Origin of the sequence: Streptomyces sp. NPDC002742 (genome assembly GCF_042888885.1) — a bacterium.
Taxonomy (GTDB): domain Bacteria; phylum Actinomycetota; class Actinomycetes; order Streptomycetales; family Streptomycetaceae; genus Streptomyces.
Map to the genome: position 1 here is coordinate 153,851 of NZ_JBIAQF010000008.1, position 15,184 is coordinate 169,034.

The window sequence follows — 15,184 nt, forward strand, 5'->3', positions numbered from 1 at the left end:
CTCAGAACCCTGTGCGCTTCCGCTGCTTCCGGTGTTTCCGACCGTGTTCCCCAGCACGGCGACCCAGGTGACCCTACGACAACTTCCGTTGCCCTGGGACCTGTTCGCGCCCGATATTCACCAGTTGGCCATGTCACGTCGTCCCGCATACTGGCCGTCAGTGATCAACAGGCCGGACATAGCCGGTCACCAGTAGCCGCAGGGGGACGTTTTGCCCTTCACTCTCAGTCACGCGGCCGCCGTGCTACCCGCTGTACGCGGGGACGGTAGCGGTCGCGGCCGATTGATTCCCGCCGTTCTCGTCGCGGGTTCCTTCGCTCCCGACATGACCTACTACGCGGCGAGCGTAGTGCCCGGGGCGATGGAGTTCGGCACGTTCACGCACTCGTTCACCGGGGTGTTCAGCGTCGATGTGCTTATCGCATGGGTGCTGGTGGGCGCCTGGCTGGTGCTGCGCGAACCGCTGGTGGCACTGATGCCCGCGGCACGACAGGGGCGCACGGCGCGGCTCTTGCGCTGCGGAGCCGTGCGCGAGCCGGTGCGCGCGCCGATGGTCCTGTGGTGGTACGTCTCCGCGGCGTTCGGCGCGCTGACGCACGTCGTGTGGGACGCGTTCACCCATCACGACCGGTGGGGGGTTCGGCTCTTCCCCGTCCTCGGGCGCGACCTCGCGGGCTCGCCGATCTACTGGTACGTCCAATACGGCAGTTCGGCGGTGGCCGGCGTCGTGATCGTGACCTTCGTGGTGCTCGCGCTGCGCCGTACGCCGTACGGCCCGGCCGCCGGGGTGCCCGTCCTGTCCGCCGCGGACCGGTTGCTGGCCGTGGGAGTGATCGGCGGCCTCGCGCTGGCGGCCGCGGTGCAGCGGGCGGTGCGCTGGTGGGCCTACTGGGGGTCCATCGCGAAGCCGTGGGAACTGATTCCGCCGCTGTGCTTCGGCGGGGGCGCGGGCCTGGCCCTCGGCCTCGCCCTGTACGTCTCGGCGGTCAGGATGTGGCGTCGCGCTCCGGCTCGCCCCGGCCCGGCGGCGGCCCGTACCGAGCCGAGCCGTCCGGCTCCTCGCTGACCGCGGTACCGGCGGCGAGGCTCCGGAGCAGGCCCCGTCCGTGACCGAGACCCCGGTGCACTGCCCGGGCGACACGTTCGACGAGGCGGGCCCCGTACGGCATCGTCGGATGGTCGTACGACAGGACGATCACGCGGTAGGTGCGGGAGGGGCCGGTGAAGGCGCCGATGCCGTGGACGCGTCCGCCGTTCGCGGCCCGCGGCAGCCGGCCGGTCGAGATGTGCGTCTTCAGGCCGCGCGGCCGGGCGGAGGGCACGGCCCGCTGCCCTCCGCCGCGGACCCGGGTGAGCAGCCGGAGGCCGTACGCGCGGGTCCTCAGGAACGCGTGGGCGCCGGTGAGCACCGCCCGCAGCCGCAGCCGGCCGCCGGCCGTGGTGCGGGTCGGGCCGCCTGTCCTGTCGTCCCGCACCGCCACCGGGCCAGTGCCCCGGCGTGCCGACAGTGCCGCCCGGAGGTCGCGGGACAGCCGGGCGGCGAGGTCCGGGGCACGGGGGGAACGGCAGGCCTCGGACAGCTGGGCGGTACCCGCTTCGGCGGCGACCGCGGGTACCGGCGCGAGCAGCGCCGGGACGACGGCGGCGGTCACCGTCACGGTCGCGACCACGGCGGTCGTGGCCATGGCCGTACGGCAGTGGAGCGTGCGTATACGCATGCCCGCATCCTTACGGCACCTTCCGGCCCGGGGCGCTCTGTGAGAGCCACGCGAGTGACGCACCCCCCGGGCACGGCAGGCCCCGCGATCCACCGGGACCGCGAGGCCCGCAGGAAGCACGGGGCGGGATCCGGTGCGCCCGGCCACGTCAGCCACGCGGCCGGAGCCGTCCACCCGCGCGTGCCCCGCGTGGCGCCGGGTCCGCGCCCTTGGCCGAAGGCCGCCCCGACGCTAGTGCGCCGCCGACTCCCAGTCCGGGCCCGAGCCGACGGAGACGTCCAGCGGGACGGTGAGCTCGACGGCGGACGCCATCTCGTGGCGCAGCAGCTCCTCGGTCCTGGCGCGCTCGCCCGGGGCGATCTCCAGCACGATTTCGTCATGGACCTGGAGCAGCATCCGGGAGGTGAGGTTCGCCTCGCGCAGCGCCCGGTCCACGTTCAGCATCGCGATCTTGACGATGTCGGCGGCCGTGCCCTGGATGGGCGCGTTGAGGGCCATGCGCTCGGCCGCCTCACGGCGCTGCCGGTTGTCGCTGTTGAGATCCGGCAGATACCGGCGGCGCCCGAAGAGCGTCGCGGTGTAGCCCGTGGCCCGGGCCTCGTCGACCGCCCGGCGCAGATAGTCCCGCACACCGCCGAAGCGCTCGAAGTACGTGTCCATCAGCGCGCGGGCCTCGCCCGCCTCGATGTTCAGCTGCTGGGAGAGACCGAAAGCCGACAGCCCGTAGGCGAGGCCGTACGACATCGCCTTGATCTTGCGGCGCATCTCGGCGTCGACCGCGGACCGCTCCACGGAGAAAACCTGGGACGCGACGGTGGTGTGCAGGTCCTCACCGGAGGAGAACGCCTCCAGCAGGCCCTCGTCCTCGGACAGATGGGCCATCACCCGCAGCTCGATCTGGCTGTAGTCCGCGGTCATGAGGGACTCGAAGCCCTCACCGACCACGAACCCGCGGCGGATCGCGCGGCCCTCGTCCGTTCGGACCGGGATGTTCTGCAGGTTCGGATCGGTCGACGACAGCCGGCCCGTCGCCGCGACCGTCTGGTTGTACGTGGTGTGGATGCGGCCGTCCGCGGCGATCGACTTGATCAGACCCTCGACGGTGACGCGCAGCTTGGCCTGCTCACGGTGACGGAGCATGATCACGGGCAGTTCGTTCTCGGTCTGCGTCGCCAGCCAGGCCAACGCGTCCGCGTCCGTCGTGTAACCCGTCTTGGTCTTCTTCGTCTTCGGCAGGGCCAGCTCACCGAAGAGGACTTCCTGGAGCTGCTTGGGCGAGCCGAGGTTGAACTCGTGCCCCGCGGCCGCGTGCGCCTCCTTCACGGCCTGCTGCACCGCCCCGGCGAACATCTGCTCCATGGCCTCCAGATGCGCCCGGTCCGCGGCGATGCCGTGCCGCTCCAGGCGGGCCAGCAGGCTGGACGTGGGCAGCTCCATGTCGCGCAGCAGATCCGCCGCGCCGACCTCCTGGAGCTTCTCCCCGAACGTCTCGCCCAGGTCGAGGATCGTGCGGGCCTGCGCCATCAGCGCGTCGGCCTCGGCCTGCTCGTCCGTACCGAAGGCGAGCTGTCCGTCGGCCGCGGCGGCGGGCCCGAGCTCCCGGCCCAGGTACTCCAGCGAGAGCGCGTCCAGCGCGAAGGAACGGCGGCCGGGCTTGACCAGGTAGGCGGCGAGCGCGGTGTCCATGCTCACGCCCTCGATGCTCCAGCCGTGCTCGGCGAAGACCCGCATCGCACCCTTGGCGTTGTGCATGACCTTGTGCTTCCCGGAGTCCGCGAGCCACGCGGCGAACGCGTTCTCGTCGGCCTCGTCCAGCTGCGACGGGTCGAACCAGGCGGCCGCGCCCCCACCGGCCGCGAGCGCCACCTCGGCGACGGACCCCGTGCCCAGCGCCCACGAGTCGACCGTGGACAGGCCCAGAACCGCCGTGCCGTGCTCGGCGAGCCACGGCTTCAGCTCGCCCGCGCCCAGCACCGTGCCGTCGATCTCGACGCCCTCGGCGACCGGCCGCGCCTCCTCGGCCTCCGCGGCCCCCGGGTCCACGGCGAGCAGCCGCTCCCGCAGCGAGGGGTTACGGATCTCCAGGGTGTCCAGGACCATCGCGAGCCCCGTGCGGTCGTACGCGGCCCGCTCCAGGTCCGCCACCGTCCGGGGCAGCTCGACGTCCTTGACCATCTCCGTGAGACGGCGGTTGAGCTTCACCGCCTCCAGGTGGTCGCGCAGGTTCTGCCCGGCCTTGCCCTTGACCTCGTCGACCCGCTCGACCAGCTCCGCGAACGAACCGAACTGATTGATCCACTTCGCGGCCGTCTTCTCGCCGACACCCGGGATGCCCGGCAGGTTGTCCGACGGGTCGCCGCGCAGCGCCGCGAAGTCGGGGTACTGCGCCGGCGTCAGCCCGTACTTCTCGAAGACCTTCTCCGGGGTGAACCGGGTCAGCTCGGACACACCCTTCGTCGGATACAGCACCGTCGTGTGCTCGGACACCAGCTGGAAGGAGTCACGGTCACCCGTGACGATCAGCACATCGAAGCCCTCGGCCTCGGCCTGCGTGGCGAGCGTCGCGATGATGTCGTCGGCCTCGAACCCGTCCACCGCGAACCGCTGCGCGTGCATCGCGTCCAGCACCTCGCCGATCAGCTCGACCTGCCCCTTGAACTCGTCCGGGGTCTTCGACCTGTTCGCCTTGTACTCGGTGAACTCCTCGGAACGCCACGTCTTGCGCGACACGTCGAACGCCACCGCGAAGTGCGTGGGCGACTCGTCGCGCAGCGTGTTCGCCAGCATCGACGCGAAACCATAGATGGCGTTCGTCGGCTGGCCCGTCGCGGTGGTGAAGTTCTCCGCGGGCAGCGCGAAGAACGCGCGGTAGGCCAGCGAGTGCCCGTCCATGAGCATCAGGCGCGGGCGGCCCGTACCTGCGGTGTTCTCGGTCTTCTTCGATGCTGTGTCTGCCACAACCCCGATCCTGCCACGGCCCACTGACATCGAGAGCCGTCCCGGCCCCGCACGCTCCTTCGCCGCCCGGGTTCCCCCGACCCACGACCGTCGCTGTCGGCCACGCGTGCGAGGATCCAAGCGGTACGAAAACACGCACACCGACGTGCGCACGTGAAGGGGTTCAGCGATGGCCAGCAAGCCGCCCAAAAGCGATCCGGTCCAGGACACGCCACAGGTAGCCGAACCCAAGCGCGCGGCGGCCGGGCTCCCCGCCATCGGACACACCCTGCGCATCGCCCAGCGGCAGATGGGCATGCGCCGCACCGCGCTCACCCTCCTGCGCGTCAACCAGAAGGACGGCTTCGACTGCCCGGGCTGCGCCTGGCCCGAACCGGAGCACCGGCACGCCGCGGAGTTCTGCGAGAACGGCGCGAAGGCGGTCGCCGAGGAGGCCACCCTGCGCCGGGTCACCCCGGGCTTCTTCGCCGCGCACGCCGTCTCCGACCTCGCCGGCCGCAGCGGCTACTGGCTCGGCCAGCAGGGCCGCCTCACCCACCCCATGTACCTCCCCGAGGGCGCCGACCACTACGAGCCCGTCTCCTGGGAGCGCGCCTTCGACATCGTGGCCGAGGAGCTCGCCGCGCTCGGCTCCCCCGACGAGGCCCTCTTCTACACCTCGGGCCGCACCAGCAACGAGGCCGCTTTCCTCTACCAGCTGTTCGCCCGCGAGCTCGGCACGAACAACCTGCCGGACTGCTCGAACATGTGCCACGAGTCCTCGGGCTCCGCGCTCAACGAGACCATCGGCATCGGCAAGGGCAGCGTCCTGCTCGACGACCTCTACCAGGCGGACCTGATCATCGTCGCCGGGCAGAACCCCGGCACGAACCACCCCCGCATGCTCTCGGCCCTGGAGAAGGCCAAGGCGAACGGCGCGAAGATCATCACGGTCAACCCGCTGCCCGAAGCGGGCATGGAGCGCTTCAAGAACCCGCAGACCCCCCGGGGCATGGTCCAGGGCGCCGCCCTCACCGACCTCTTCCTGCAGATCCGCCTCGGCGGCGACCAGGCCCTCTTCCGCCTGCTGAACAAGCTGATCCTCGACACCGAGGGCGCCGTCGACGAGGCCTTCATCGCCGAGCACACCCACGGATTCGAGGACTTCGCCCAGACCGCCCGCGCCGCCGACTGGGACGAGACCCTCACCGCGACCGGCCTCACCCGCGACCGGATCGACGAAGCCCTGAGCATGGTCCTCGCCTCCGAGCGCACCATCGTGTGCTGGGCGATGGGCCTCACCCAGCACAAGCACTCCGTCCCGACCATCCGCGAAGTCGTCAACTTCCTGCTGCTGCGCGGCAACATCGGGCGCCCCGGCGCGGGCGTCTGCCCGGTCCGCGGCCACTCCAACGTCCAGGGCGACCGCACCATGGGCATCTTCGAGCGCCCCGCCCCCGCCTTCCTCGACGCCCTGGAGAAGGAGTTCGGCTTCAAGCCGCCCCGCCACCACGGCTACGACGTCGTACGGGCCATCCGCGCACTGCGCGACGGCGACGCCAAGGTCTTCTTCGCCATGGGCGGCAACTTCGTCTCCGCGTCCCCCGACACCGAGGTCACCGAGGCGGCCATGCGGCGCGCCCGGCTGACCGTCCACGTCTCCACCAAGCTGAACCGCTCGCACGCCGTCACCGGCGCGCGAGCCCTCATCCTGCCCACCCTCGGACGCACCGAGCGCGACCTCCAGGGCGGCGGCGAACAGTTCGTGACCGTCGAGGACTCCATGGGCATGGTGCACGCCTCACGCGGCCGCCTGGACCCCGCGAGCACCCACCTGCTGTCCGAGCCCGCCATCGTGGCCCGCCTCGCCCGCAAGGTCCTCGGCGAGACCAGCACCACCCCCTGGGAGGAGTTCGAGAAGGACTACGCGAGCATCCGCGACCGCATCGCCCGCGTGATCCCCGGCTTCCACGACTTCAACGCGCGCGTGGCCGACCCGGCAGGCTTCACCCTCCCGCACGCCCCCCGCGACGAACGCCGCTTCCCCACGGCCACCGGCAAGGCCAACTTCACCGCCGCGCCCGTCGAGTACCCAAGGCTCCCCGCCGGCCGCCTGCTGCTCCAGACGCTGCGCTCCCACGACCAGTACAACACCACCATCTACGGACTCGACGACCGGTACCGGGGCATCAAGAACGGCCGCCGCGTCGTCCTCGTCAACCCCGAGGACGCCCGTGCCCTGAACGTCGCGGACGGCTCGTACGTCGACCTGGTCGGCGAATGGAAGGACGGCGTGGAACGGCGCGCCCCCGGCTTCCGCGTCGTGCACTACCCCACGGCCCGGGGCTGCGCGGCCGCCTACTACCCGGAGACCAACGTCCTGGTCCCCCTCGACGCGACCGCCGACACCAGCAACACCCCTGCCAGCAAGTCCGTGGTCGTCCGTCTGGAACAATCGACAGCCGACTGAGCGTTCGCTCAGCAAGGAGCATCCACGACAAAGTGGTCCAAAGAAGGACGGAGCCGGGCCTGATGGGCGAACAGCACATCCCGAAGTTCCCGCAAGGGGTCATCGACGAGTACGCCGCACTCGGCGTCGACCTGCCCGCGCTCTTCTCCGCGGGCCACCTCGGCAACCGCATGGGCGTCCAGATCATCGAAGCCTCCGCGGACCGCGTCGTCGGCACCATGCCGGTGGAGGGCAACACCCAGCCCTACGGCCTGCTGCACGGAGGAGCCTCCGCCGTCCTCGCCGAGACCATCGGCTCCGTCGGCGCCATGCTCCACGGCGGCATCACCAAGATCGCCGTCGGCGTCGACCTGAACTGCACCCACCACCGCGGCGTCCGCTCGGGCCTCGTCACCGGCGTGGCCACACCCGTCCACCGCGGCCGCACCTCGGCGACGTACGAGATCGCGATCACGGACGAGGACGGCAAGCGCGTCTGCAGCGCCCGGCTCACCTGCATCCTCAAGGACGCGCCCCAGGGCTGACACCCCCGGACCCGGCCCCGCACCACCCCGGGGCACTCAGGGGCCCGCAGGGAGCCCCCTAGGCGCCCCTCCGGGCCCTCCGCGGAGGAACCCGCGCCCGGCCGACAGGAACACGCAGGGCTGCCCGCCCGGGAGCGTCCGCCCACCCGGGCGGGCAGCCCCCGGACGCCCGGCGCCCGGGAACCCGGCCCGGTACGCCCAGCCCCTCCCGCGGCGCTCCGCCTCGGCAGGCCGGGCCCCGGAAAGCCCTGCCTCGCGGCACCACCCCTCGGGACACCCCGCCTCGCACGCGTGCTCCGAGAAACCCGGCCTCGGAACGCCCTCCCGGAACACCCGGCCCGGGGACACCCCGGCCCGGCGTGTCCGGCCCGGGGCGTCCGACTCCCCACCCCGCACAGCCCCTTGGCACAGCCGCCCCCCCCGGAGCGGGATGAGACCCGGCCGACGTCCGGCCCGTAGAACCATGCCACCCGGACGAAACCGGCGGCCTCCACCAGGACGCGACCGCCCCACCGCCCCGCCGAAGCCCAACTCGCCGCACCCCGGCACCCGTTGGGCCGCGCTCCCGCGTTCGGACCGGCCGCTCGTCCAGACCTGGCCGTCATCGCCCAGACCTGGTCGTCATCGCGACCGCAACCGCCACTCCTTCGCCCCGCGCACCACACACCCGGGCCGCCCGAACCCCCACCCGCGGCCCGTCGGCGCCCTCCACCACAAGGCCTCGGAACCACGCCCGCCTCCTTCCGCTTCGAGGTCGAAACCGCCCACGGCGCGCCCGTCACCGGCCACCAAGTGAACGCCGGACCAACCGAGTTGAGAGCCCGCGCCACGCCCCGGCTGCCACTGACAGTGAAGGCCGGAAACCCCCGCCCGATCACCGTGCGCGCCTCCGTATACGACCGCACCGTCCCGCCGGCCGCCATCGTCCCGCCCCACCTCGACCTGCTCATCAGCAACGAGACAGCACAGCAACAGCAAAGCTCTCGTCTCGGCGGCACCCACCCGAACGACCCGCGGACCCGTCCGCACGCCCCCCGCTTCCCCAACCGGCCCTCCCCCACACCCACTTCACCCGGCCAGGACACCGACGACCGCCTCACACGGCAGTAACAGTCGGTTACCTCTGCCGTAACGAAGCAATCCCCGCACCGCGAGGCGCGCCGCGCCACGCCCCCCGCGGCGCCCCGACCCGACACCACACGTAAAGGTTCCGCTCTCCGCCATGAACCCGGAACAGCGCGTTCTCACCATGCGAACACACAACCGCCTCCGACCAGCACACCGAAATGCTCCGATCGTCCGCCCCACGCCCACGGGACACCCCCCCGCATAACAAGAGCGTCACAGCCTTCCCTACGCTCCTCCCCACTCCCCCTACCTGCGCTTATAGTCACGGCCAGTCACCGCGCCGCCGGGCGCGTCACTGCACGGCCCTGCTTCACCAAGTACGGCCCGGCGAGACACACGGCCCCCACCCTGGGGTGCCGCGCCAGGGAGAGGATTCAACGTGCGACAGCGTTCTATGGTCATACTCACCGCCGTGCTCACTACAGGAGCACTCACGCTGACCGCCTGCGGCTCGCGCGACAACAGCGGCGACAGCAAGGGCGACAAGAAGACCGAGATCATCATCGGCGTGGACGCGCCGCTGACCGGTCAGAACTCCGCCACCGGCCTCGGCATCCAGGGCGGCGTCCAGATCGCCGTCAACGACGCCAACAAGAACAACACCGTGCCCGGCGTGACGTTCAAGGTCCAGGCCCTCGACGACAAGGCCATCCCGGCCTCCGGTCAGCAGAACGCCACCCAGCTCGTCCAGAACGACAAGGTTCTCGGCGTGGTCGGCCCGCTGAACTCCGGCGTCGCCACCCAGATGCAGCAGGTCTTCGACACCGCCGGTCTGGTCGAGATCTCCCCGTCCAACACGGCCCCCGAGCTCACCCAGGGCAAGAACTGGCAGACCGCCAAGTCCCGCCCGTTCAAGACGTACTTCCGCACCGCCACCACCGACGCCCTCCAGGGCGGCTTCGCGGCCGAGTACGCCTACACCACCTTGAAGAAGCGCAAGGTGTTCGTGGTCGACGACAAGCAGACCTACGGCGCCGGCCTGGCGAAGCTCTTCAAGGCCGGCTTCACCAAGTCCGGCGGCAAGGTCGCGGGCGAGGACCACGTCAACACCGGCGACACGGACTTCTCGGCCCTCGTCACCAAGATCAAGAACTCCAAGGCCGACCTGGTCTACTACGGTGGCCAGTACGACGAGTCCGAGAAGCTCACCAAGCAGCTCAAGGACGGCGGAGCCAAGATCCCGCTGTTCGGCGGTGACGGCATGTTCACCCCCACCTACATCGAGACCGCCGGCAAGACCTCCGAGGGTGACCTCGTCACCTCGGTCGGCCAGCCCGTCGACTCCCTGCCCTCCGCCGCCGACTTCATCAAGAAGTACAAGGCCTCCGGCCTCAAGGGCGACTACGGCACGTACGGTGGCTACTCCTACGACGCCGCCACGGCCATCATCAAGGCCATCGGCGCTGTCGTGAAGGACGGCAAGATCCCGGACGGCGCCCGCGCCAAGATCGTCGCCGAGGTCCAGAAGACCAAGTTCGACGGCATCGCCGGCCCCGTCGCCTTCGACGAGTTCGGTGACACCACCAACAAGCAGCTCACCGTCTACCAGGTCGTCGACGGCAAGTGGAAGGCCGTCAAGAGCGGCACGTTCAACGGCTGATCCGCACCACCCGGGCCACTCCGGCGGATCGGTCCGACTCCAGGCCACTGAGCCCGAAACGGCACCGTGAGCCCGGTCCGATCCACCGGACAGGCCCTCAGCACAATCCCAGGGCCGCGCGGCCACGACCACACGTCACCGCGCGGCCCGATTCATACGCCCTGCTCAATTCTCCCCACCACATGGAGGCCATGCGGTGAACACCCTGCCGCAGCAGCTGGCCAACGGGCTGTTCCTCGGCTCGATGTACGGGCTGATCGCCATCGGCTACACGATGGTGTACGGCATCGTCCAGCTCATCAACTTCGCCCACGGCGAGATCTTCATGACCGGCGGCTTCGGCGCACTCTCGGTCTATCTCTACGTTCTGCCAAACGGCACATCCATGTGGATAGCCCTCCCAGCGATGCTGATAGGCGGCGGAATCGTCTCCGTCCTCATCGCCGTCGGGGCCGAACGCTTCGCCTACCGACCCCTGCGCGGAGCACCACGCCTCGCCCCCCTCATCACCGCCATCGGTCTGTCCCTGGCCCTGCAGCAGGTCGTCTTCAACACGTACCCGAACGCCAAGACCGACATCAGGTTCCCGCAACTCCCCTTCGGCCCCTGGCACATCGGCTCCGTCAGCATCCAGAGCGGCTCCGTCTTCGTCATCGTCGCCGCCCCGCTGTGCATGGCCGCCCTCGCGCTGTTCGTCAGCCTCTCCCGCACCGGCCGCGCCATGCAGGCCACCGCGCAGGACCCCGACACCGCGCAGCTCATGGGCATCGACACCAACCGCATCATCGTCATCGCCTTCGCCATCGGCGGCTTCTTCGCAGCCGTCGCAGCCGTCGCCTACGGCCTGCGCTACGGCACGGTGAAGTACGACATGGGCTTCCAGATGGGCCTCAAGGCCTTCACCGCCGCCGTCCTCGGCGGCATCGGCAACATCTACGGCGCCATGATCGGCGGCCTCGTCCTCGGCCTCGCCGAGACCATGGCCACCAGCTACATCGACGGCATCCCCGGCATGCAACAGCTCGGCGGCAGCGGCTGGTCCTCCGTCTGGGCCTTCGTACTCCTCATCCTCGTACTGCTGTTCAGGCCACAAGGCCTCGTCGGCGAACGCGTCGCGGACAGGGCGTGAGCACCATGGCAACCACCGAGACCACCACCCCCGAGCGCGGCCTGATCGCACTCCCCGAGAGCGCCGCCCGCGTCCTCATCGCCATCGGCGCCATCGCCACCATCGCCAGCACCTTCATGTCCTGGACCTACACGTCCGACTTCCCCGGGGACCTCACCTACTACGGCTCCCCGGCCGGACTCCAGGTCCTCGACATCGTCGCCGGCGTCCTCACCCTCCTCTTCGCCCTGACCCTCTGGAACGTCCGCGGCCTCGGCTGGCTCAACCCGGCGGGCGCCACCCAGCCCGTCGTCCTCGCCGCCGCCTCCGCGTTCGCCGTCAGCTGGTTCAGCGCCATCGCCATCGCCGTCGACCTCAAGGGCCTCGTCGCGCTCGACCCCGGCGCCTACGTCACCGCCGTCGGCTCCCTGACCGCCCTCCTCGGCACCCTGGCGCTCCCCAAGCCCGGTGACACCTTCAAGGACTACGTCACCAAGCCCGACCTCATCCCGCCGGCCGCAAAACTGACCGGCTGGGCCGAGCGCCTCGTCATCACCGCCGCCACCGCCGTCGCACTGATCGTCTTCAACTACGGCATCGGCGTCGACCCCGACGCGAGCGAAACGTTCCTGGGCTACCTGCTCCTCGTCGTCTTCGGCACCTGGGCCCTGCACAGCGCCGGACTCTTCGACCGCTTCGCCCAGCTGAACGCCCGCCACAAGGGATTCGCCACCACCATGGCGTTCCTCGCCGCGGCGATCTTCCCCTTCGTCGCGAACAACGAACACAACGCCAACCTCGGCGTGAACATCCTCGTCGTCGGAACCGTCGCCCTCGGCCTCAACATCGTCGTCGGCCTCACCGGACTCCTCGACCTCGGATACGTCGCCTTCCTCGGCGTCGGCGCCTACGCCGCAGCCCTCGTCTCCGGCTCCGAGTTCTCCCGCTTCGCCGGCGTCCAGTTCCCCTTCTGGGCCGCCATGCTCACCGGCATGGCCGCGTCGCTCGTCTTCGGCGTCCTCATCGGCGCCCCCACCCTGCGACTGCGCGGCGACTACCTCGCCATCGTGACCCTGGGCTTCGGAGAGATCTTCCGCATCACCGTCAACAACCTCGACGGCGTCTCCGGACCCAACCTCACCAACGGCCCCAACGGCATCTCCATGATCCCGGACCTCGACATCTTCGGGTTCAACCTCGGCGCCTCCCACAACATCCTCGGCCTCGTCACCCTCGGCCGCTTCGCGAACTACTTCCTGCTGATGCTGCTCATCACCGGACTCGTCGTCGTCGTGTTCAACCGCGCCGCCGACTCCCGGATCGGCCGCTCCTGGATCGCCATCCGCGAGGACGAGACCGCCGCCACCGCCATGGGCATCAACGGCTTCCGCGTCAAGCTCATCGCCTTCGCCCTCGGCGCCTCCCTCGCCGGCCTCGCCGGCACGGTCAGCGCCCACGTCGGCTACAGCGTCAACCCGGCCCCGTACCAGTTCGCCGGCTCCGTACCCCCGAACTCCGCCTTCCTCCTCGCGGCGGTCGTCCTCGGCGGCATGGGCACGGTCAACGGACCCATCCTCGGCGCCACCCTGCTCTACCTCCTCCCCGAGAAGCTCGGCTTCCTCAAGGAGTACCAGCTCCTCGCCTTCGGCATCGCGCTCGTCGTCCTCATGCGCTTCCGCCCCGAAGGCATCATCGCCAACCGTCGCCGCCAGCTCGAATTCCACGAGAGCGACGAAACCGTCCACATCCCCGAACAAGGCCTGCCCGACTCCACCGTCGGCGTCACCAAGGCAGGGGCGTAACCAACATGACCACCATCACAGCCCCCAGCCCCGTCCTCGAAGCCACCGGCGTCACCATGCGCTTCGGCGGCCTCACCGCCGTACGCAACGTCGACCTCACCGTCAACAGCGGCGAGATCGTCGGCCTCATCGGCCCCAACGGCGCGGGCAAGACCACCTTCTTCAACTGCCTCACCGGTCTGTACGTCCCCACCGAGGGCAAGGTCGCCTACAAAGGCACGGTCCTGCCCCCGAAGCCGCACCTCGTCACCAGCGCCGGCATCGCCCGCACCTTCCAGAACATCCGGCTCTTCGCCAACATGACCGTCCTGGAGAACGTGCTCGTCGGACGCCACACCCGCACCAAGGAAGGCCTCTGGTCCGCCCTCCTGCGCGGCCCCGGCTTCCGCAAGGCCGAAGCGACCTCACGCGAACGCGCCATGGAACTGCTGGAGTTCATCGGCCTCGACCACAAGGCCGACCACCTCTCCCGCAACCTCCCCTACGGCGAACAGCGCAAGCTCGAGATCGCCCGCGCCATGGCCAGCGAGCCCGGCCTGCTCCTCCTGGACGAGCCCACCGCCGGCATGAACCCCCAGGAGACCCGCGCGACCGAAGACCTCGTCTTCGCCATCCGCGACCGCGGCATCGCCGTCCTCGTCATCGAGCACGACATGCGCTTCATCTTCAACCTGTCCGACCGCGTGGCCTGCCTCGTCCAGGGCGAAAAGCTCGTCGAGGGAACGTCCGAGGTCGTCCAGGGCGACGAGCGCGTCATCGCCGCCTACCTCGGCACCCCCTTCGAGGGCGCCCCCGGCCAGGAGGAACTCGCCGAGGTCGAGGCCGCCGAAGCCGCGGGAGCGGCAGGAGCGGCGGCAACCGCCGAGCCCGAGGACGCCGTCCCGACCCCGGCAGTCACCGACGCCGAGGACACGACGGAAGCCACCACGACCGAGGAAGCCGGAACGACCGCGGAGGCCGAGGAAGCCCCCGAGGCCGCGGCAACCGAGGACGCCGCCGAAGCCGAGGAGACCGAGGAAGCCACCGAGGCCGAAGGAACGTCCGACGCCCCCGAGGCAGCCGACGCCCCCGAAGCCTCCGAGGCTCCCGACGCCCCCGCCGCGTCCGACGACTCCGACGCGTCGAGCAGCACCAGCAAGGAAGGAAACGCCCAGTGACCGCACTGCTCGAGGTCGAAGACCTCAAGGTCGCCTACGGCAAGATCGAAGCCGTCAAGGGCATCTCCTTCACCGTCGAAGCCGGCCAGATCGTCACCCTCATCGGCACCAACGGCGCCGGCAAGACGACGACCCTGCGCACCCTCTCCGGGCTCCTCAAGCCCAGCGGAGGCCGCATCCTCTTCGACGGCCAGCCCCTCGCCAACGTCCCCGCCCACAAGATCGTCGCCCTCGGACTCGCCCACTCCCCCGAGGGACGCCACATCTTCCCCCGCCTCACCATCACGGAGAACCTCCAGCTCGGAGCGTTCCTCCGCAGCGACAAGGCGGGAATCGAGAAGGACATCCAGCGCGCCTACGACCTCTTCCCCATCCTGGGAGAACGCCGTAAGCAGGCCGCAGGCACCCTCTCGGGCGGCGAACAGCAGATGCTCGCCATGGGACGCGCCCTGATGTCCCAGCCCAAGCTGCTCATGCTCGACGAACCCTCCATGGGCCTCTCGCCGATCATGATGCAGAAGATCCTCGCGACCATCGCCGAACTCAAGGCGGCCGGCACGACGATCCTCCTCGTCGAGCAGAACGCCCAGGCGGCGCTCTCCCTCGCCGACCAGGCCCACGTCATGGAGGTCGGCAACATCGTCCTCTCCGGCACCGGCCAGGACCTGCTCCACGACGAGTCCGTCCGCAAGGCCTACCTCGGCGAGGACTGACACGCTCCGCGACCCCTCCGGCCGCAC

General features: G+C 70.3%; 11 protein-coding genes. 9 read left to right on the forward strand and 2 right to left on the reverse strand.

Going from position 1 to position 15,184, the window contains the following annotated elements; genetic code table 11:
- The first annotated feature begins 211 nt into the window (after positions 1–211).
- Positions 212–1,066, forward strand: a complete 855-nt coding sequence (locus ACFYW8_RS16450; protein WP_365874280.1) for a DUF4184 family protein — start codon at positions 212–214, stop codon at positions 1,064–1,066.
- Here ACFYW8_RS16450 and ACFYW8_RS16455 read toward each other — a convergent pair.
- Positions 987–1,718, reverse strand: coding sequence for a hypothetical protein (locus ACFYW8_RS16455; protein ID WP_389074478.1), 732 nt, complete (start codon positions 1,716–1,718; stop codon positions 987–989). The two genes, ACFYW8_RS16450 and ACFYW8_RS16455, sit on opposite strands and share 80 nt — an antisense overlap.
- Before the next feature lie 231 nt (positions 1,719–1,949).
- Positions 1,950–4,676, reverse strand: a complete 2,727-nt coding sequence (polA, locus tag ACFYW8_RS16460) for a DNA polymerase I (protein WP_389074481.1) — start codon at positions 4,674–4,676, stop codon at positions 1,950–1,952.
- A 169-nt stretch (positions 4,677–4,845) separates the two neighbouring features.
- Here polA and ACFYW8_RS16465 point away from each other — a divergent pair, with 169 nt between their 5' ends.
- The 8 genes from ACFYW8_RS16465 to ACFYW8_RS16500 all read left to right on the forward strand — a co-directional run bounded on the left by ACFYW8_RS16465 (position 4,846) and on the right by ACFYW8_RS16500 (position 15,157).
- Positions 4,846–7,125: an FdhF/YdeP family oxidoreductase gene (locus ACFYW8_RS16465; protein ID WP_389074486.1), complete on the forward strand. Its 2,280-nt coding sequence runs from the start codon at positions 4,846–4,848 to the stop codon at positions 7,123–7,125.
- 62 nt (positions 7,126–7,187) lie between these two features.
- Complete coding sequence (locus ACFYW8_RS16470; protein ID WP_365874272.1) at positions 7,188–7,649, forward strand: hotdog fold thioesterase; 462 nt, start codon at positions 7,188–7,190, stop codon at positions 7,647–7,649.
- Positions 7,650–8,441: 792 nt separating this feature from the next.
- Positions 8,442–8,759 carry a hypothetical protein gene (locus tag ACFYW8_RS16475; RefSeq protein WP_389074494.1) on the forward strand — a complete coding sequence of 106 codons (318 nt, stop codon included), beginning with the start codon at positions 8,442–8,444 and terminating at the stop codon, positions 8,757–8,759.
- A 412-nt stretch (positions 8,760–9,171) separates the two neighbouring features.
- Positions 9,172–10,377: a branched-chain amino acid ABC transporter substrate-binding protein gene (locus ACFYW8_RS16480; protein ID WP_365874463.1), complete on the forward strand. Its 1,206-nt coding sequence runs from the start codon at positions 9,172–9,174 to the stop codon at positions 10,375–10,377.
- Between the two features lie 196 nt (positions 10,378–10,573).
- The gene (locus tag ACFYW8_RS16485) at positions 10,574–11,506 is read left to right on the forward strand and encodes a branched-chain amino acid ABC transporter permease (protein WP_389074498.1); all 933 of its coding nucleotides are present in this window, start codon (positions 10,574–10,576) and stop codon (positions 11,504–11,506) included.
- A 5-nt stretch (positions 11,507–11,511) separates the two neighbouring features.
- Complete coding sequence (locus ACFYW8_RS16490; protein ID WP_389075122.1) at positions 11,512–13,287, forward strand: branched-chain amino acid ABC transporter permease; 1,776 nt, start codon at positions 11,512–11,514, stop codon at positions 13,285–13,287.
- A gap of 5 nt (positions 13,288–13,292) precedes the next feature.
- Positions 13,293–14,444 carry an ABC transporter ATP-binding protein gene (locus tag ACFYW8_RS16495; RefSeq protein WP_389074503.1) on the forward strand — a complete coding sequence of 384 codons (1,152 nt, stop codon included), beginning with the start codon at positions 13,293–13,295 and terminating at the stop codon, positions 14,442–14,444.
- On the forward strand, positions 14,441–15,157 hold the full coding sequence (locus ACFYW8_RS16500; protein ID WP_365874264.1) for an ABC transporter ATP-binding protein: 717 nt from the start codon (positions 14,441–14,443) through the stop codon (positions 15,155–15,157). Before ACFYW8_RS16495 ends, ACFYW8_RS16500 begins: the two co-directional genes overlap by 4 nt.
- Positions 15,158–15,184 lie beyond the last annotated feature (27 nt).

What these genes read in the sequence shown, in the direction of transcription:
- ACFYW8_RS16455 (WP_389074478.1), bottom strand. Translation starts at nt 1,718, where the DNA reads ATGCGTATACGCACGCTCCACTGCCGTACGGCCATGGCCACGACCGCC.
- ACFYW8_RS16470 (WP_365874272.1), top strand. Translation starts at nt 7,188, where the DNA reads ATGGGCGAACAGCACATCCCGAAGTTCCCGCAAGGGGTCATCGACGAG.
- ACFYW8_RS16490 (WP_389075122.1), top strand. Translation starts at nt 11,512, where the DNA reads ATGGCAACCACCGAGACCACCACCCCCGAGCGCGGCCTGATCGCACTC.
- ACFYW8_RS16495 (WP_389074503.1), top strand. Translation starts at nt 13,293, where the DNA reads ATGACCACCATCACAGCCCCCAGCCCCGTCCTCGAAGCCACCGGCGTC.
- ACFYW8_RS16480 (WP_365874463.1), top strand. Translation starts at nt 9,172, where the DNA reads ATGGTCATACTCACCGCCGTGCTCACTACAGGAGCACTCACGCTGACC.
- ACFYW8_RS16465 (WP_389074486.1), top strand. Translation starts at nt 4,846, where the DNA reads ATGGCCAGCAAGCCGCCCAAAAGCGATCCGGTCCAGGACACGCCACAG.